Below are 17,611 nucleotides of genomic sequence, written 5' to 3'. Positions count from 1 at the left end.
CTTCCCCAACGGTGGTTGACTGAAAGACCATCATGGATTGCGTTTTTCCGCCGACCCATCATCATTCGGCTTGGTTTCGACTCTAAAGTCGGGGGCGGTGGTGGCCGATACTCCCAAGGGAAACGTCTTGTGCAGGGCCGGAGCGTGGCGTGCTGACAAATCGTAGCGACGCCGGCCTCGACCTGGCGATAGCGAAGTGCGCTCGCTGGTCCCTCATCGGGTCCGGCGAGGGCGACCGCTGCTCGGGTTTCAGCACCGTCGGTGCCGGTCTCGGCTGGCTGGTCGCCCTTCTCGTGGTCAGCGCGCTGGCCGGCCTGGTCATCGGCTGGCTCTATACCCAGCGCCGCCGTCTTCATGCCCGCCTGAAAGACCCGCGCGAGCAGGCCCGCCGCGCGCTCGCCTTCCACGCTTACCACGACACCCTCACCGGGCTGCCCAACCGCGCCTACCTGATGCAGRAGCTGGAGCAGGCGCTGGCCTCGACGGAGACGAAGTCGCTGGCTGTGCTGTTCATCGATCTCGACGGCTTCAAGTCGATCAACGATACGCTGGGCCACGAGGCCGGCGATGCCTTCCTGCGTGCGGTGGCCACGTCGCTGCGCAGCAGTGTCCGCGAGCGCGACGTGGTGTCGCGCTTCGGCGGCGACGAGTTCGTCGTCGTGGTGCAGGCGTACGGCGGCCTGGAGAACCTCGTGCGGGTCTGCCGCAAGGTGCTCGACCTGGTGTCGCAGCCGGTGAACGTCGCCGGCCAGTTCGTCGCCGTGAGCCCGAGCATCGGTATCGCCGTGGCGCCGCGCGATGGCGACGTCGCCGAAACCCTCATCCGCAATGCCGACGCCGCCATGTACGCGGTAAAGGAAACCGGCAAGGCCGATTTCCGCTTCTACGAAGAGGGCATGCTCGAGCAGGCACGCGAGCGCCTCGCCCTTACGGTGGAACTGCGCGAAGCCCTGCAGCGCGGCGAATTGGACGTGGAATACCAGCCCAAGCGCAATTTGCGCGACGGTACGCTGGCGGGTGTCGAAGCCTTGGCGCGCTGGCACCATCCCACGCGCGGCGACGTGCCGCCTGCGATCTTCGTTGCGATTGCCGAGCGCTCCGCGCTCATCCACGCGCTGGGCGAGTTCGTACTGCGCTCGGTGCTGGCGCAGGTAAAGCTGTGGGATGACACGGGCACCCACGTCGACTATGTCGCCATCAACCTTTCGATGCACGAACTCAGTCGCCCGGCCTTCGTCGAGACGCTGGCCCGCACGGTGCGCTCCTACGGCGTGGATCCGATGYGCATCCGTTTCGAGCTGACCGAGTCCACGGCCATGCGCGAGCCGGAGGAAACCCTGCGCCAGCTGGTCAAGCTGCGTTCGCACGGTTTCGACCTGCTGATCGACGACTTTGGCGCCGGGTACTGGAACCTCGGCCATCTTCGCGAGCTGCCCGTCGGCACGATCAAGATCGATCAGTCCTTCGTGCGCGGCAGCGGCCTCAACCTCGTCGACCGCGAGATCACCGAAGCGATCGTCGGCCTGGCCAAGAAACTCAACATGCGCACCATCGCCGAAGGCGTCGAAACCGAAGCCCAGGCCGACTGGCTGCGCGAGCTTGGTTGCGACGTGGGGCAGGGCTACTTCTTCGCCCGCCCGATGACGCCCGACGCATTCCGCCGCTATCTCGATCCGTCGCTGGTCTATGCAGGCTGACGCACGGCCGCGCCGCAAGCGTTCCTCGCGCCTGCGCGCTGGCATTCTTGTGGGGGCGCTCGCATGTGCGGCCGCGCTCGCTTTTGCGGGAGCCGCTTCAGCGGGAGCCGCTTCAGCGGCGATAGCCAGTGCGCCGCCAGCCCCATCGCCGGCACAGCCGGCTCCTACACAAAGCTCCCCAGCAGCACCTGTAGCTGCGCTTGTGGGAGCCGCTTCAGCGGCGATGCCTCCGGCCACCGTCGGCCTCGACCCGTGGGCCGTCTACGAGACGGCCTGGTTCGACACCGTCGGTGTGGCCGACGGTCTGCCGCACTCGACCACCACCTCGATCGTGCAGGACACGCGCGGGGTGATCTGGATCGGCACCTTCGGTGGCCTGGCCCGTTACGATGGCTACCGGATGCAGGTGTTCGGCCAGGAACCCGACGCGTATGCGGGAGCGGTGCTGCCGGACGCTTACGTGCGCGACCTCATGCCGCTGGCCGACGGTGGCTTGCTGATCGGCACCAACGCCGGCGGCCTCGTGCGCTTCGATCCGGTGACGACGCGTTTCCACGTCTATCCGGTCGGCCCCGGTGGTACGTCGAACGGAAAGATCTTCGCGATCGCACGCGCCCGCGAGCGCAACGTGTTCTGGATTGCCACCGAGAGCGGTATCGATCGCGTCGACGTGGGCACGGGCAAGATCACCCACGAATCCGGCCAGCCCGGCGATGCGAAGGACATGCTCGCACGCACCTTCGTCGTCGCCGAAGACAAGGCGGGCAACCTCTGGGCAGGCGCGGACAACGGCCTGTTCGTGCGCCGTCCGGGCGAGCGGTTCCAGCGCGTGGTCTCGAGCGATCCGGCCATCGACGAGATCCTCCACGACCAGGTATGGGCCCTGTTCCAGGACAGTCAGTCGCGGCTGTGGGTCGGTACCGGCCAGTCCGGTGCCGTCTACGTCGACGCCCAGGGACATGCGCAACTGGTCCCCGGCTTCTCCGGCAAGAACGGCATGGCCCGCCGGCGTACGGTGCGTGCCTTCCACGAAACGCCGCAACATGTGCTCTGGGCCGCGACGGACGGCGCGGGCGTGGTCACCTACGACTTCAACACCCACCAGCTGCGGATCCTGAGCCACGATGCCGCCATGCCTTCGTCGCTGCCGGGGGACATCACGCGCGACATCTTCCAGGACAGCACCGGCAACATCTGGGTCGCCACCGAACTCGGTGCGGCGCACTACGATCCGAACGGGCGCAAGGTGTTTTCCGTCCTGCCATCGCCCCTGCAGTCGCATACCTTGTCCAATGCCAACGTGCACTCCGTGTTCGTCGATCCGCGTGGCCGGGTGTGGCTGGGCCTGGGCATGGGTCGCATCGACGTGCTCGACCTGGGCAGGGGCACGATGCGCCACCTGCAGCTTGGCGGTGAGCAGGCCGAGCGCGACGTGCAGGCGTTTGTCGTCGCGCCGGACGGCTCCATCTGGGCCGGTGCGCAAGGTATCTCACGCATCGATCCGGATACGTTCGCCCTGCAAAGCTCGATGATTCCGCGTCTCGATGGCCGGTTGATCCTGTCGATGCAGCGCAACGGCAACGAAATCCTGATCGGCGGTTACGACGGCCTGTTCCAGTACGACACGGTCACCGGCAAGCTCATCCAGATGCGCCACGATGCCGCTGATCCGGCCAGCATCGTGGGCGATCAGGTGCGCCACATCGTGCGCATGCCCGACGCCTGGTGGTTTGCCACGATCAGCGGCATCAGCATCGCCTATGACGGCCAGAAGGGCTTCGTGAACCTGCGTCACGATCCCGCCGATCCGACCAGCCTGCCGCAGGATTACACCGGCTCCATGGTGTTCGATTCACACCATCGCCTGTGGCTGGGCACGTTCGGTGGCATTGCCTACCTGGACACTTTCAATCCGCATGGACCGTTCCGGTTCGGGTTGATCGGCGCCCGTGAGGGCCTGGTCAACAGCAAGATCAACGCGCTGCTGGTCGACCACGACGATCGCGTCTGGGCATCCATGGCCAATGGCGTGGCCATGGTCGACACCGCCAGCCATCGTGTCCTGGACCTTGGCATTCGCGACGGCCTGCGCATTCCCAGCTATATCCACCGCGCGGCGGCGGAGGCCCCCGGTGGTGAGCTGATGTTCGGCGGCCTCGGTGGCCTTACCGTGATTCGTCCGTACTGGGTGGCGCCGCAGATCGTGCCGCCACGCATGGCCGTGACCCACGTGAGCGTCAACGACAAGCCCTTGCCGCTGGCGGACATGCCCGAAGACGGCGGCCGGATCACCATCGGTGGCGACGGTCGCAACCTGCGCGTGGATTTCGCCTTGCTCGACTACCGGGCACCGATGGAAACGCATTACGCCTACCGCATGGACGATGCGGATACGGGCTGGAACGAAGTGGCGCGCGGCATCCCGCCCAGTGCGATCTATACGAATCTCGCCAGCGGGACGTACACGCTGCGCCTGCGGGCGACGATGCGTGGGCTCGACGCCCGCACGGTCGAAACGTCGGTCCGCGTCGATGTCACCCCGCGCTGGTACGAAAGCCCCTGGACCCTGCTGGCCGCGGTGGCGCTGGCCGTCGCCGCGTTCTTCGGCCTGGTTTCGCTACGCACGCTTTATCTGCGTCGGCGCGCGGAGTTGCTGCAAGCCCAGGTCGACGCGCGCACGCGCGACCTCAAGGCCGCCAACGAGCGCCTCGACCACCTCGCCGGCACCGACGAACTCACCGGCTCGCTCAACCGCCGCCGCTTCCTCGAGCAGGCCGAGCGTGTGCGGCAGGGCGCCGCCAATGACGGCATCCCCTTCAGCCTGGTGCTGCTGGATATCGACGACTTCAAGACGGTCAACGACACCTTCGGCCACCTGGCCGGCGACACGGTGATCCGCGAGACGATGCGGGTGATCTCGTCGATGTGCCGCGCCGACGATCTCGCCGGTCGCTTCGGCGGCGAGGAGTTCATCCTCTGCCTGCCCGGCGCGCTGGCCGAGCATGCCCTGGACATCACCGAGCGCGTCCGCCACGCGCTGGCCGCMCTGGTGATCGTGCACGGCGACTACCGCATCCGCATCACGGTGAGCGCCGGTGTCGCGATGTGGCGCTCGCCGGAGTCGCTGAACTCGCTGCTGGGGCGCGCGGACGAGGCGTTGTACGAGGCGAAGAACGACGGGCGCAACCGCAGTCGCATCGCCGGGCTGTAAGAGCCTTCTAGTCGCGGAAATTATCGAACTGCAGCGGCAGTTCCACATCCGCCTTGCGCAGCAGCGCCATCGCCGTCTGCAGATCGTCGCGCTTCTTGCCGGTGACGCGGACCTTGTCGCCGTTGATCTGCGCTTCGACCTTCAGCTTGGCTTCCTTCATCGTCGCGATGAGCTTCTTCGCGATCGGCTGTTCGATGCCCTGCTTGATGGTGATCTTCTGGCGGGCCTGGGCGAGGTTGGTCTCGACCTTGCCCAGATCCATGGCGCGGACGTCGATATGGCGCGCCGCCAGGCATTCGCGAAGGATCGGCATCAGCTGCTCGAGCTGGAACTCGTTGTCGGCCTTCAGGGTGACGGTGCTGTCGTCCAGTTCCATGCCGGCGGAGGTGCCCTTGAGGTCGAAGCGGCTCGTTACCTTGCGGTTGGCCTGGTCGATCGCATTGGTCAGTTCGTGCTTGTCGACTTCCGAAACGATGTCGAAGGAGGGCATGGCGGGGGTCCTTGGGCTCGGGGCGAGGTCAACAAGTTTACGCGAGGGCGCTACCATGTGTGTTTGTACGGTGGAAAATCCAGCATGGAATACGACGTCCTCGTCATCGGGGCGGGCGCGGCAGGCCTGATGACGGCCATCGTCGCGGGCGGCCGCGGCAGGCGCGTGCTGGTCGTGGACCACGCCAACCGGGCCGGCAAGAAGATCCTGATGTCCGGCGGCGGGCGCTGCAACTTCACCAATACGGCGACGACACCGGCCCATTTTCTCTCGGCGAACCCGCATTTCTGCAAGTCCGCGCTGGCGCGCTACACGCCGTGGGACTTCATCGCCATGGTCGACAAGCACCGTATCGCCTGGCACGAGAAGTCGCCCGGGCAGCTGTTCTGCGACGATTCCTCCAAGCAGATCGTGCGCATGCTGCTCGACGAATGCGCCGCGGCGGGCGTCCGCGTCGAGATCAACTGCGCGGTGTCCCGCCTGCGCGCGACGGAGTCTGGTTTCGGCTGCGACACACCGCTCGGCCACGTGCGCGCGGCCTCCGTCGTGGTCGCCACGGGTGGGCTGTCGATTCCAAGCCTGGGTGCCACCGGCTTCGGCTACGAGCTGGCCAAGCAGTTCGGTCATGCGGTGTTGCCGCTGCGCGCGGGACTGGTGCCTTTGACCCTCAGTGGCAAGCATCAGGAGCGCTTCGAAGGCCTGGCGGGTGTGGCGCTGCCGGTCGAGGCCGCGGCGAACGATGCAAGTTTTCGCGACGCCCTGTTGTTCACCCACCGTGGCCTCAGCGGTCCCGCGATCCTGCAGATCTCGTCGTACTGGGAGCCCGGTACGGACCTGCGTGTCGACCTGCTGCCGGGGATGGACGCTGCGGAGGCGCTGCTCGAAGGCCGCGCCGAGCGTCCCCTGGCTGAACTGAAGACGGTGCTGGCTGGCTTGCTGCCGCGCCGTCTGGCCGAGCGCCTGTGCGAGATCTGGCTGCCGAACCGGCCCATGCGGCAATACCGTGACGCCGAGTTGAGGGACATCGGCGCACAATTGGCCAGTTGGCCCGTGGTGGCCAGCGGCACCGAGGGTTACCGCACGGCCGAGGTCACCCTCGGCGGCGTGGATACGGACGAAGTCTCGTCGTCCACGATGATGTCCAAACGCCAGCCCGGCCTGTATTTCGTCGGCGAAGTGCTCGACGTGACAGGCCACCTGGGTGGCTACAACTTTCAATGGGCCTGGGCCTCCGGCAACGCCGCCGGCCTGGCCGTCTGACGCGGAGTAACGCAATGCGGATCGGTTTTCTCGGACTGGGCAACATGGGCACCGGCATGGCCGGCAACCTGATCAAGGGCGGCCATGACGTGACGGTGTGGAACCGCTCGGCCGACGCGGCCAAGCCGCTGGCAGAGCAGGGCGCGACCGTGGCCACGAAGCCGGCCGATGCCGCGTCCGGTGCCGATGTGCTGCACAGCATGCTGGCCAACGACGCCGCGGTACGCGAGGTCATCCTCGATAGTGGCGTGCTCGACGCGTTGCCCAAGGGTGCGGTGCACGTCAATCACGCGACGATTTCCGTGGCGCTGGCGCAGGAACTGATCGAAGCGCACGAGAAGCGCGGTCTGGGCTACGTCGCCGCGCCCGTGTTCGGCCGCCCGGAAGTCGCCGCGGCAGGCAACCTCAACGTGGTCGCCTCCGGCAAGCCGGACGCGGTGGCCAAGGTGCAGCCGCTGCTCGAGCTGATCGGGCAGAAGGTCTGGCCGATGGGTGACGACCCGATCCGCGCCACGATCGTCAAGATCGGCGGCAATTTCCTGATCGGCGCCGCCATCGAGAGCATGGCCGAGGCAACCACGCTCACCCGTGCCCACGGTGTGTCTGCGGCGGATTTCCTCGATGTCATGTCGAATTCGTTGTTCGCCTCGCCGATCTACAAGATCTACGGCGGGATGATCGCTGCGCAGACCTACACGCCTGCGGCATTCAAGCTGAGCCTGGGCTTCAAGGACATCGGCCTGGCGCGCGCCGCGGCCGACGCCAAGCGCGTGCCCATGCCTTTCGCCAGCGTCCTCCACGACGCCTTGCTGGAATCCCTGGCGGCGGGCGACGGTGAGCTGGACTTCTCCGGCCTGGCCCGCGTGGCCGGCGCCCGGGCGCGCCTGAAGGATTGAAAGCGAGCCGGATTTCGGCAAGCCTTCACAATCATTACCCCCGCGGGTCCGCAACAATCGGATCCGCACACTGCTGTGCAGCTGAGGACGGATATCATGACGGTAAGCTGGAAGACGGTATACGAGGGCATGCACGAAGGCCGCAACGTCACGGTGAAGGAGTCCAACGACGGCACCTTCAAGCTCGCCACCAAGCAGATCTACCATGACGAAGGCATTGCTTACCAGGAAGGCAGTCGCTACGTGCACGTCTCGCCGGCCAGTGTCGGCGAAGAAGTGGAAGTGGAAGCCAACTCGCGCGATTCGCTCGAGGAAGCCCTGAAGGAACTGCATTTTTCGTCGGAAACGGTCAACGCGATCGGCGGCAAGCTGGCCTGACGGACAGCGCTGCGTTTCTGCCATGATGGGGGCTCGTTCCCCCATCCCGGCGAGCACCGTCCATGGCAGAAACGATGTCCCCCACGATGGAACGCACCGTTCCTCGTGTTTTGATGTGCGCACCGACGTTTTTCGAAGTCAGCTACGTCATCAATCCCTGGATGACCGACCACGTCCATGACACCACTGCCGAGCGCTCCCGCCGGCAGTGGGACGCGCTCCGGGAAACGGTGACGCGCCATGCGGATGTCGCCCTGGAGGAACCTGCCCAGGGCCAGCCGGACATGACCTTCGCTGCCAACGCTGGCCTGGTCTTCGGCAACACCTTCGTCCCCAGCCGCTTTCGCTACGCCGAACGCCAGGGCGAAGAAGCGCCTAACCGCGCCTGGTTCGCTCGCCATGGCTTCGACATCGTCGAGCTGCCCGATGACGTGTTCTTCGAGGGTGCGGGCGATGGTCTGTTCGATCGTGGCGTCTCGCGTCGCTTGTGGATGGGTTACGGCCATCGATCCGATCAGGCCGCGGCATCCGCTTTGGCCACGTTGCTCGATGTCGAGGTGCTGCCGCTGAAGCTGGCCGATCCACGCTTCTACCACCTCGATACCTGTTTCTGCCCGTTGGCGGACGGCTACATGCTGTATTTCCCGGCCGCCTTCGATGCGCCCTCACTGGCACTGATCGAAAAGCACGTCCCGCCCAGCCACCGACTCGTCGTGCACGAACACGACGCCCTGGACTTCGCCTGCAACGCGGTGAACCTCGGCAAGGTGGTGATCCTCAACCGCGCAAGTGCGGATCTGCGCTCGCGACTGGAGGGCGCCGGTTTCATGGTGATCGAGGTGGCCCTGGACGAGTTCATGAAGTCGGGCGGTGCGGCGAAGTGCCTGACGTTGCGACTGGATGAAGTCGTCGGCGCGTAGCCGCTTTGTGTGGAAGCCGCTTCATGTGGGAGCCGCTTCAGCGGCGATAGCCAGGTTGCCAGGATCTTTTTCGCAAGCGGATAGCTCGCTCCGCGAGCTCATGTCCTTAGCGGCGTTCGCCGCCTCACGCGTGTGGGTGTTCTAGAAGCCGCGAGGGGCAAGGCCCTTGGGGCCGCCGGCGCAGCTCTTCGAGGCGGGCGGTAGCCACGCATTCGCTCCGTTAGCCAGTCGGGGCCGCCCTCAGCTCATGCGGCCCCAAGGGCCTTGCCCCTCGCGGCAGCGAACACTGAGGTGGCATGGGGTCGAGCGCAACGCCGGTAGGAGCCGACTATGTCGGCGAACCCTCAACCGTCATATTGCGAATGAGGCTGTGCATCGCATCGTGCAGGCGGTTTAACCGCTCGCCAAATCATCGGAATGCCTCTTTCGCACACTGGAGAGCCCGAGGGTTCGCCGACATAGTCGGCTCCTACAATGGCGTCGACGTCTGCAGGCGGTGCGCTCGCCCCCCCTCCCCAGCAGCACGAGCGTGAGGCGGCGAACGCCGCATAAAACATGCGCTCGCGAAGCGGGCGGTCCTTTCTATTTGGCGGATCGGCGCTTTGCCAGCCACGTATCCAGCGCATTGGCAAACGCCTGCCGATCGCGCGGGTGCATCGTCGCGGGGCCGCCGGTGTTGACGCCGGAGCCGCGGAGTTCCTCCATGAAATTTCGCATGGAAAGGCGCTGCGCGATCGTGTCCTTCGTGTACATCTCGCCGCGCGGATGCAGGGCCAGCGCGCCTTTTTCGATCGCGAAGGCCGCCAGCGGAATGTCCTGGGTGACGACGAGATCGCCGGGCTCGACGCGCCGGACGATTTCATCATCGGCGACGTCGAAACCGCCCGGTACCTGGATCGAGCGGATGAAACGCGAGGTGGGCGTGCGGATCCAGGCGTTGGCGACCAGGGTGACGTTGACCTGCTCGCGCTCGGCGGCGCGAAACAGGATGTCCTTGATCACGTTCGGGCAGGCATCCGCGTCGACCCAGATCTGCATGCTCAGGCGTCCGTCCAGTCCACGAGGCCGTCGACGATCGTGTTCGTGCAGCCGCCGACCCACACGGCGTCGCCGTCGATGCGGATGATGATGCGCGCGTCGTGACCCACTTCGCGGCCCTGGCTGACCACGTAGCCCTTGGTCAGCGTGCCGCTGGTATCACGCGCGGCGACATAGGCGGCGATGAGGCCGTTGGCGGCGCCGGAGGCGGGGTCTTCCACGATGCCGACGCCGGCCGGGAAGGCGCGCACAGCCAGGCCTTCGGCCGAACGGGCGAAGACACAGAGGCCGAGGGTGTCGGTGGCCAGCGCAAGTGCGCGGATCGCGGCGTGATCAGGGCGCCAGCCACGCAGCGCGGCCTCGTCCGCGAATTCGGCGACCCACCAGCGGCGACCGCCTTCGACGCAAGCCGGGGCGAGGGCGCCGAGCTTGACGCCGTAAAGGACGGCGGACAGCGTCTCACCGGCGCAGGAGGCGTCGCCGACGATGCGTGCTTTGGGCGACTGCACGAACAGCTCGCGCGCCTTACCTTCCTTCTCCACGCGGATCGGCAGCACGCCGGCACCGCATTCCTGCCAGATGATGCCGGCGGCGTCGGGGGTGACCAGGCCGGCGTCGAGCGCGGCGTGGGCGCTGCCGATGGTCGGGTGGCCGGCGAAGGGGATTTCCTTGGTCGGGGTGAAGATGCGCGCCCGGTAATCGGCGCCTTCGGCGCGCGCGGGCATCAGGAAGGTGGTTTCGACCAGGTTGGTCCAGTGGGCGAAGCGCTGCATGCGCTCGTCGGACCAGCCCTCGGCGTCGATGACGACGCCCAGTGGATTACCGCCGCCGTGACGGGCGGCGAAGACGTCGAGCTGCTTGTAACGAATGGGGGACATCGGTCGTGCCGGGAGCGGGGGAGGTCGGCCATGATAGCCGTCCATCGCCGGGTCGGCATGGGCCCGGGGGTTCGACATCGCCGCGCGTTACCGCCAAGATGCGGGCTGGCTCGGTCCCCAAGGACGCTGTTCGTCGCATGATCACGCTGCTTATCATCCTCGTGACCTCCGTGGTCTCGTTCTTCGCCTTCAGCAACCGCCGCCTGATGGACGACCTGATCCTCTGGCCGCCCGCGCTCTCGCGCAGCCGTGAGTACTACCGGCTGGTGAGCTACGGCCTGGTCCACGCGGACTGGTCGCACCTCATCTTCAACATGTTCACGCTGTACTTCTTCGGTCGGACGATGGAAGGCCTTTACACGCAGGCGATGGGCCCGCTGGGCTTCGTCACCTTCTACATCGGCGCGCTGCTCTTCTCGATCCTGCCGACGTACATGAAGAACCGTAATAACGCCTCGTACCGCAGTCTGGGCGCCTCCGGTGCGGTGTCGGCCGTCCTCTTCGCCTACGTGCTGATCAGCCCCTGGTCGAGCATCTACGTCTTCATCGTCAAGCTGCCGGCGATCATCTACGCCGTGCTTTTCGTGGCGTATTCGATCTACATGGACAAGCGCGGCGGCGACAACGTGAACCATAGCGCGCACCTGTGGGGCGCGGCTTACGGCGTGATTTTCACCATCGCGCTCGAGCCCTCGCTGCTGCCCCGGTTCATCGCGCTGCTGTCACAACCCAGCTTTTCCTGACCCGCAACCTGAATTTTTCCGAACCATTTATGTGACTTCGGACGACAGCTGATACATCATGCGTTTGTCCGGATCGAACGCCACCCTTTTCCAAGTCATCCGGCATGCACGCGGGTCTTCCCCGGTGGGGCAGTTCGCGTCGGCTACTAACGTAGGAGGAGTGAACGCATGGCTACCCGTAAATCCGCCGCGAAGAAATCCGCGGTAAAGAAGACTGTCGCGAAGAAAGCGGGCGTTCGCGCCGCTGCCAAGAAGACCGCACGCAAGGCCGCCGCCCGTCCGGCTGCGGCGAAGAAGGCTGTCGGAAAGTCGGCAAGCAAGAAGTCGGCTGTGAAGAAGACGGCGGTCAAGAAGTCAGCCGTTAGGAAGTCAGCCGTTAAGAAGTCGGTGGTGAAGAAGGCAGCCGGCAAGAAGACAGCGGTCAAGAAGGCAGCGGGAAAGAAAACGGCAGTCAAGAAAGCCGTGAAGAAAGCGGCGGGCAAGAAGACTGCCGTCAGGAAGTCCGCCGCGAAGAAGGCCGTCAAGAAGGTCTCGGCACGCAAGGCCGCCGTAAAGAAGTCGCCGGCGCGCAAGGTTGCCGCCACCAAGGCTGCGCCGCGTAAGGCCGCCAAGAAAGCCAGCACCAAGGCCTCGGCGCGTAAGGCTCCGGCCCGTAAGACGGCTGCGACGAAGGCCGTCCGCAAGGCTCCTGCTCGAAAAGTCGCCGCCACCAAGGCGCCGGTAGCGAAGGCACCGGCACGCAAGACCCCAGCTCGCAAGGCCGCCGCGCCTGCGAAGAAGGTCACGGCGACGCCGGTCGCGAAGTCCGTCGCCAAGCCCACGCCGACCAAGCGCAGCGCAAGCGCGCACACGATCGAGCAGAAGCCGGTATCGCGCGTTCCGGCGACCAGCACGCCGCGCAAGCCGCCGCTGACCGTCGCCCCGGCTGCGTCGTCGGCACCGACGCCCGTTGCCAAGGCAAAGCCGGCCGGAAAGCCCCGTCCGAAGCCGGCGCCGAAACCCGCTGCGAAGCCGGCCGAGCCGACCAGCACCGACGAGCCGGTTCAGCACATCAGCCAGGAAGAGGCGGTCGCGCACATCCAGGCCCTCCTCGAAGCCAAGCGCGAGCGCGATCGTCAGCCGCCGTCGTGGCCGACCGGCGAGAACGGCAACGGTGTCCCGGCGTCGCAGCCTGGTAACGAGTCGACCCCGCCGTCGCCGTCCGCCGCTTCGCCTGAGGCCAACTACGCCAACGAGGCGCACCAGCGCGGCGATCAGCAGAAGAACAAGGGCTGATCAACTCGGTTTGACGTCAGCGAAGACTGAATGGAGAGGAAGGGTCGCTTTCGCGACCCTTTCTTTTTTAGCGGGCGTTCAATCGCGCGGGCGCAGTGTCGAAGTCGTTCCTCACCGTCGTTCTCATCAGAGACTTCCTATGCGTCGTGCGCATTCCCTGCTTCTGGCTCTCGCGGCAACCCTGCCGCTCGCAGGTTGCTACTACGACCCGGGCTACGTTCGCAGTAGCTCCGGCGGCGATGCGTATTACGGCACGGAAACGACCACGGTCGTCCAGCCCGTTGGCGGCTATTACGACCCTGGCTACGGTTATGGCTACGGACCGGGCTATTACGGCGGCTACTCGAACATCGCCGTCGGTTCGGTGTGGTATGGCGGTCGGGGTTACGACCGCGGGTACGATCGCCGCTACTACCGTGACCGTGACGGACGCGATCATCCGCGTCCGCCACCGCCGGGTGGCTGGCACGACCGTCCGGGCGATGGCGATCATCGTCCGCCGGGCGGATGGCAGGGTGGCAACCATCAGCGCCCACCGGGCGGCGGGCAAGGCGGCGATCATCAGCGTCCACCCGGTGGCTGGCAGGGCGGCGGTCGTCCACCGTCGTCGGGCGGGCAGGCAGGTCATCGACCCTCGCAAGTGCCGCCCAACGCCGGTGGGCATCCGGGTGTGCGCGGGAACTACCGTGGTAACAGCAACCGCGACGATCACTGAGGGCGCGACGATCGCTCGGTCATCGGTGATCCGCCTGCCGGGATGACGACGCAGTGGTGACCTACAACGAGTGACGGACAACGTCTCCGTCATTCGCGCCTAGGCTGGGCTTCCGTCTGTCGGCCTTTCTCGTGGCGCTACGCGCTCCCTCGTTCTCGATCATTTCGCTCGCCCTTTCCGCACTGCTTGGCTGCACCGCCGTGCAGGGATGTGCGTGGCTTCCGGCCGTGCCGTGGTTGGCCGTCGCGATGGTCGTCGGCCTGGTCGTAGCTATTGCATGGCGCTGGTCTCCTGCACGTCACGTCGCCGTGGTCGCGTTGTTCGCGGCATGGGCAGCCGTGCAGGGCGTTCGCGGTATGGCAGCTCGCCTGCCCCCGGAGCAGGAGGGTCAGGACGTCGTCGTTACTGGCCAGGTGACGGATCTTCCGCGCGCACGGGGTGGCGACGCGTCGTTTCTCTTCGTGCCTGACACGGTGGATGGCGCAGCGCCGTGGGCTCGCGGCAAACTTCGGCTCAGCTGGTATCGCACGCATGTCGTGCCGGCGCCTTGCGAGCACTGGAGACTGACGGTTCGCCTGCGACGTCCTCGCGGCAACGTCAACCCAGGCGGAGGGGACGCGGAGCGTACGGCGCTGCAGCGCGGCATCATCGCTACGGGCTACGTGCGCGCCGCTACGGACAACGCACGCATCGCTCCCGGTCGATGCGTGGATGCCTGGCGAGACGGCGTAGCACGGGCGCTGGACGAGCGCCTCGGGGCCTCTGACGCACGCATCCTGAAGGCGCTCGCCGTGGGCGATACGCGTGGGCTCGACGCTGCCGACTGGGATGTCGCCCGTGCGACGGGCGTCTCGCACCTCATCGCGATCTCGGGATTTCATGTCGGCGTCGCGGCCGGCGGCGGTGTGCTCGCGATACGGTTTCTTTACGCCTGGTGGCCCTTGTTAGGGCTGTGGCTGCCGAGGCAGATCGCCCAGGCCTTGCTCGGCCTGCTGGTGGCAGGCGGCTACGGCATGCTCGCCGGCCTGGGCCTGCCGACCGTGCGCACGTTGCTGATGATCGGTGTCGTCGTGCTCGCCGGGATGTCGCGGCGTCGCGCGGGTGGTCTGTCGCTGCTGGCCTTTGCGATGCTCGCGGTGCTCGTTTTCGATCCGCTGGCCGTGCTGTCGGCGGGGTTCTGGTTGTCGTTCGCCGGCGTTGGCTTTCTCATCTGCTGCGTGGCGCCGCGGTCGCGGGGCTTTGTCGGATGGATTGGCGAGTTGCTTCGCGCGCAGGCGGCGATGAGCATCGCGCTGCTGCCGTTGTCCCTGTGCCTGTTCGGTAGCACGTCGTTGATGGGCTTTGTCGCCAACCTGGTCGCGGCACCGCTGGTGAGCTTCGTCGTGGTGCCGCTGACCTTGCTCGGCTGCGTGCTGTTGCCCCTGCCATCGCTTGCAGGGCCTCTGTTAGCCGGCGCCGCCTGGTTGCTCGGCTGGCTGTGGCAGCTACTTGCGCAGTTGGCGCGTGTGCCCGGCGCTCAGCTGACCGTGGCGGACAGCGGCGTGCTGCCGGTCGTCCTCGCCACGGCCGGAGCCCTGTGGCTCTTCATGCCGCGTGGTGTTCCCTTGCGCGGCTACGGCGCGCTGCTGTTCCTGCCTCTACTGCTGCCACCGCGCGATATGCCAAAGACAGGCGCGTTTCGGGTCTGGGCACTCGACGTCGGCCAGGGACTGGCGGTGATCGTGCGTACGCGGCGACACACGCTGGTCTATGACACGGGTCCTGCTTACGGCGGCGGCCGGGATGCGGGTGCAGGCATCGTGCTCCCGTCGATCACGGCACTGGGGCTTGGGCCAGTCGATACGCTCGTGCTCAGTCATGGCGATATCGATCATGCGGGTGGAGCGGCGGCGGTTGTCGATCGCTATCCGGAAGCGCGAAGGCTGTCCGGCGAGCCGGATCGCCTGTCATTTACGGCGGATCGGTGTACATCGATGACGAGCTGGACCTGGGACGATGTCGTGTTTCGTTTCATCGACGTCCCGGGCAGTGAGCAAGGCAAGACCGCGAGCAACGATCGTTCCTGCGTGCTTTCCGTCGAGGGGGAAGGGGGCCGCCTGTTGCTCACCGGCGACATCAGCGACAAGGCCGAGCGTCGTATGGATCGCGAGGCATTATGGTCGGACCTTCCGACCGTGACGACGGTGGCGCATCACGGCAGCAAGCATTCGTCCGATGTGCTTTGGTTGCGTGCCGTGCAGCCGGATCTGGCGATCGTGTCGGCGGGGTGGCGTAACCGGTTTGGGCATCCGCATGCGTCGGTGTTGGCGCGGCATCGGGATGCGGGGGCTGAGGTGCTTAATACCGCCGCGAGCGGTGCGGTCCGGGTCGACTTTCCTCGTGACGTCCTTCCACGCGTTGCCCGGGAATGGCGTCGACCGACTGGGCGTTATTGGCGCGAGTGAGGGTTTGTGATCGATACTGGCTGAAAGGGCGTTCTCACCTAATCAATGGCGGTGACTTCGATGCCCACTGGCTTACACGTGGTGACTGAAATCATTCCTGGAGGTGCGACATCAACGATACGGCCGCTTACGGTGACGACGTACCCGTCCTTTTTCTTGGCCAGCTCAATCAGTGCGCGGTTGTCGCTGCTGATTAGTACAGGAAGGCAAGTTTTCGAAGAGATGTGATCGGTGCTCGTTCCGGGCGGGAAGAGGTTTTGATTCTCGAACGTCCAGTGCAGAAGGCCTCTTACCTGGATGGTGGTATTCAGTAATGGCGATGCATCGTCGAAGATGGCATCCGCGGCGTCGGAGTGTCCTGAACGAGCGTTGCATGGAGCTGCACCCAGTACGCTACAGCTAGCCAGCAGAAAAACCACGGCAAGAGATATTTTCATTACTTTTCAATATCCCGCACGATGACAGTGGTGGTGAGAGTCTTCGCAAAGTCAAATGAAGCCGCAACGGCTTCAATAACGTCACCACTCTGCATCTCGATAAGAAAGTGGAGATCAGCTTCGCGCGGCGCCATCTTTGCGCTTTCGGCGTGTTATTTGCTCTGCCGAGGCCTGCAATCCGGCAGGTCTGCAAGACGCGGGTCGGTTGGGTTGATGGAATTCAGCGTGACAGTCTTTGCCATCAGAGCCAGAAGGCGACCTACAAATATTGGCAAATACCAAATGCCCCGCATTGCGCGCCCGGAGTGAAGGAGACGGGTTCGACTTAGGATGTAGCCATGCTTGGCACCTTCCCTGAAATGCAGGTCCGCCTTTATCTCGTCCTGCATCACGCCCGCGCCTCGCCGGTAAAGTTCACCCAGGAGCTGATGTGCTGCTGGGCTGCCTCGCTCAGCGGCTGCTTCAAGATACGGAACAGCTGCTGCCGGGTCGTTTCGCGATAGAAGAAGCCTCGCCACATACATGACATCTCCTTCTTTGCCAAACGCTGCAAGCCGGACCGACCACTCAAGAAGCCTTTCTTTATTCCCAAGGTCGAAGTAGCGCGACACCGAAAATCGTAGAAATGTTTCGAGAGACGACAGTGGAGGAGATGCCGTCAGGGAAAGGGCTTCTTCATGAAGGTCGTTACGCCACATCGCTATTGCACACTCCATACACTCAGCTAGCGCTTCTTCGTCGCCCTGTTGGGCAGCCTTTAGGTACCACGATGCGGCAACCACGAAATCACCTCGCGTGAAGTATATCCATCCGATATAGCGTTGCCCGCGTGGATCCTCGCTGAGCGCCGAACGCAGCAGGAAATCCAGTGAACCTGCGACGTCACCCTCATCCTCCAGGGCTGCCAGAGTTCGCCAGAGATTGTCTTTGTCGTCTGTCATGCGATCTCGCTGTAGATTAGAAGCTCGCTGGGATAGAACGCGATTGTATCGTTATAGTTGTAACGCGGAATGAGGAACTGTGGAACAAGAAAAAACCAAGGAACAGACGGGGGGATTGGAACGGGTGGTACGGGCGCAGGTGTCGGGATTGTCGGCGGCACTGGCTCCGCCGGGGGCGGCGTGGGTCCCTTGGGCGCTGACTCCGGACAAATCGGGCCAGGGGGCCTCGGAATTTCGGGCCTTTTTGTTCCTCCACCGAGACCGTTGCCTTGTGGGTCTAGGGTAGGC

General features: G+C 65.2%; 16 protein-coding genes. 10 read left to right on the top strand and 6 right to left on the bottom strand.

Annotation, left to right across the window (positions count from 1 at the left end):
* Nucleotides 1–149 precede the first annotated feature (149 nt).
* Both AC1DYM_RS16525 and AC1DYM_RS16520 read left to right on the top strand, forming a co-directional pair.
* Nucleotides 150–1,697, top strand: coding sequence for a putative bifunctional diguanylate cyclase/phosphodiesterase (locus tag AC1DYM_RS16525; protein ID WP_477340148.1), 1,548 nt, complete (start codon nucleotides 150–152; stop codon nucleotides 1,695–1,697).
* A gap of 223 nt (nucleotides 1,698–1,920) precedes the next feature.
* Nucleotides 1,921–4,908, top strand: a complete 2,988-nt coding sequence (locus AC1DYM_RS16520; RefSeq protein ID WP_477340146.1) for a ligand-binding sensor domain-containing protein — start codon at nucleotides 1,921–1,923, stop codon at nucleotides 4,906–4,908.
* 7 nt (nucleotides 4,909–4,915) lie between these two features.
* Here the strand turns inward: AC1DYM_RS16520 and AC1DYM_RS16515 are convergent, their stop codons facing one another.
* Nucleotides 4,916–5,398 carry a YajQ family cyclic di-GMP-binding protein gene (locus AC1DYM_RS16515; RefSeq protein ID WP_046969350.1) on the bottom strand — a complete coding sequence of 161 codons (483 nt, stop codon included), beginning with the start codon at nucleotides 5,396–5,398 and terminating at the stop codon, nucleotides 4,916–4,918.
* A gap of 84 nt (nucleotides 5,399–5,482) precedes the next feature.
* On the opposite strand from AC1DYM_RS16515, the gene AC1DYM_RS16510 reads away from it, so the two are divergent.
* The 4 genes from AC1DYM_RS16510 to AC1DYM_RS16495 all read left to right on the top strand — a co-directional run bounded on the left by AC1DYM_RS16510 (nucleotide 5,483) and on the right by AC1DYM_RS16495 (nucleotide 8,852).
* Nucleotides 5,483–6,658, top strand: a complete 1,176-nt coding sequence (locus tag AC1DYM_RS16510; protein WP_477340143.1) for a BaiN/RdsA family NAD(P)/FAD-dependent oxidoreductase — start codon at nucleotides 5,483–5,485, stop codon at nucleotides 6,656–6,658.
* 14 nt (nucleotides 6,659–6,672) lie between these two features.
* The gene (locus AC1DYM_RS16505) at nucleotides 6,673–7,554 is read left to right on the top strand and encodes an NAD(P)-dependent oxidoreductase (protein ID WP_477340141.1); all 882 of its coding nucleotides are present in this window, start codon (nucleotides 6,673–6,675) and stop codon (nucleotides 7,552–7,554) included.
* Between the two features lie 96 nt (nucleotides 7,555–7,650).
* Complete coding sequence (locus tag AC1DYM_RS16500) at nucleotides 7,651–7,932, top strand: hypothetical protein (protein WP_477340139.1); 282 nt, start codon at nucleotides 7,651–7,653, stop codon at nucleotides 7,930–7,932.
* A gap of 86 nt (nucleotides 7,933–8,018) precedes the next feature.
* Entirely contained in the window at nucleotides 8,019–8,852 is an 834-nt protein-coding gene (locus AC1DYM_RS16495) for a dimethylarginine dimethylaminohydrolase family protein (RefSeq protein ID WP_477340137.1), read from the top strand.
* 582 nt (nucleotides 8,853–9,434) lie between these two features.
* Here the strand turns inward: AC1DYM_RS16495 and AC1DYM_RS16490 are convergent.
* Nucleotides 9,435–9,890 carry a YaiI/YqxD family protein gene (locus AC1DYM_RS16490; RefSeq protein WP_477340135.1) on the bottom strand — a complete coding sequence of 152 codons (456 nt, stop codon included), beginning with the start codon at nucleotides 9,888–9,890 and terminating at the stop codon, nucleotides 9,435–9,437.
* A 2-nt stretch (nucleotides 9,891–9,892) separates the two neighbouring features.
* Nucleotides 9,893–10,768, bottom strand: coding sequence for a PhzF family phenazine biosynthesis protein (locus tag AC1DYM_RS16485; RefSeq protein WP_477340133.1), 876 nt, complete (start codon nucleotides 10,766–10,768; stop codon nucleotides 9,893–9,895).
* A 137-nt stretch (nucleotides 10,769–10,905) separates the two neighbouring features.
* Between AC1DYM_RS16485 and AC1DYM_RS16480 the strand changes: the two genes are divergently transcribed.
* From AC1DYM_RS16480 to AC1DYM_RS16465, 4 genes are all read left to right on the top strand, one after another.
* The gene (locus AC1DYM_RS16480) at nucleotides 10,906–11,511 is read left to right on the top strand and encodes a rhomboid family intramembrane serine protease (protein WP_046969357.1); all 606 of its coding nucleotides are present in this window, start codon (nucleotides 10,906–10,908) and stop codon (nucleotides 11,509–11,511) included.
* A 168-nt stretch (nucleotides 11,512–11,679) separates the two neighbouring features.
* Entirely contained in the window at nucleotides 11,680–12,786 is a 1,107-nt protein-coding gene (locus tag AC1DYM_RS16475) for a histone H1-like repetitive region-containing protein (RefSeq protein WP_477340131.1), read from the top strand.
* A gap of 139 nt (nucleotides 12,787–12,925) precedes the next feature.
* Nucleotides 12,926–13,501 (top strand): hypothetical protein, encoded by a 576-nt coding sequence (locus tag AC1DYM_RS16470; protein ID WP_477340129.1) that lies wholly within the window; start codon nucleotides 12,926–12,928, stop codon nucleotides 13,499–13,501.
* A gap of 131 nt (nucleotides 13,502–13,632) precedes the next feature.
* Nucleotides 13,633–15,945, top strand: a complete 2,313-nt coding sequence (locus tag AC1DYM_RS16465; protein ID WP_477340127.1) for a DNA internalization-related competence protein ComEC/Rec2 — start codon at nucleotides 13,633–13,635, stop codon at nucleotides 15,943–15,945.
* A 38-nt stretch (nucleotides 15,946–15,983) separates the two neighbouring features.
* Here AC1DYM_RS16465 and AC1DYM_RS16460 read toward each other — a convergent pair whose 3' ends face one another.
* Genes AC1DYM_RS16460 through AC1DYM_RS16450 form a run of 3 tightly spaced genes read right to left on the bottom strand, consistent with a single transcriptional unit; the run spans nucleotide 15,984 to nucleotide 17,323 of the window.
* Nucleotides 15,984–16,382 (bottom strand): hypothetical protein, encoded by a 399-nt coding sequence (locus tag AC1DYM_RS16460; RefSeq protein WP_477340125.1) that lies wholly within the window; start codon nucleotides 16,380–16,382, stop codon nucleotides 15,984–15,986.
* Nucleotides 16,382–16,516, bottom strand: a complete 135-nt coding sequence (locus AC1DYM_RS16455; protein WP_477340123.1) for a hypothetical protein — start codon at nucleotides 16,514–16,516, stop codon at nucleotides 16,382–16,384. Before AC1DYM_RS16455 ends, AC1DYM_RS16460 begins: the two co-directional genes overlap by 1 nt.
* Before the next feature lie 18 nt (nucleotides 16,517–16,534).
* Entirely contained in the window at nucleotides 16,535–17,323 is a 789-nt protein-coding gene (locus AC1DYM_RS16450) for a tetratricopeptide repeat protein (RefSeq protein WP_477340121.1), read from the bottom strand.
* Nucleotides 17,324–17,611 lie beyond the last annotated feature (288 nt).

The organism is Luteibacter sp. P1_D3 (assembly GCF_056406135.1).
Note: the sequence above shows the minus strand (reverse complement) of the source record. Positions and strands in the feature narration are given on the sequence as shown.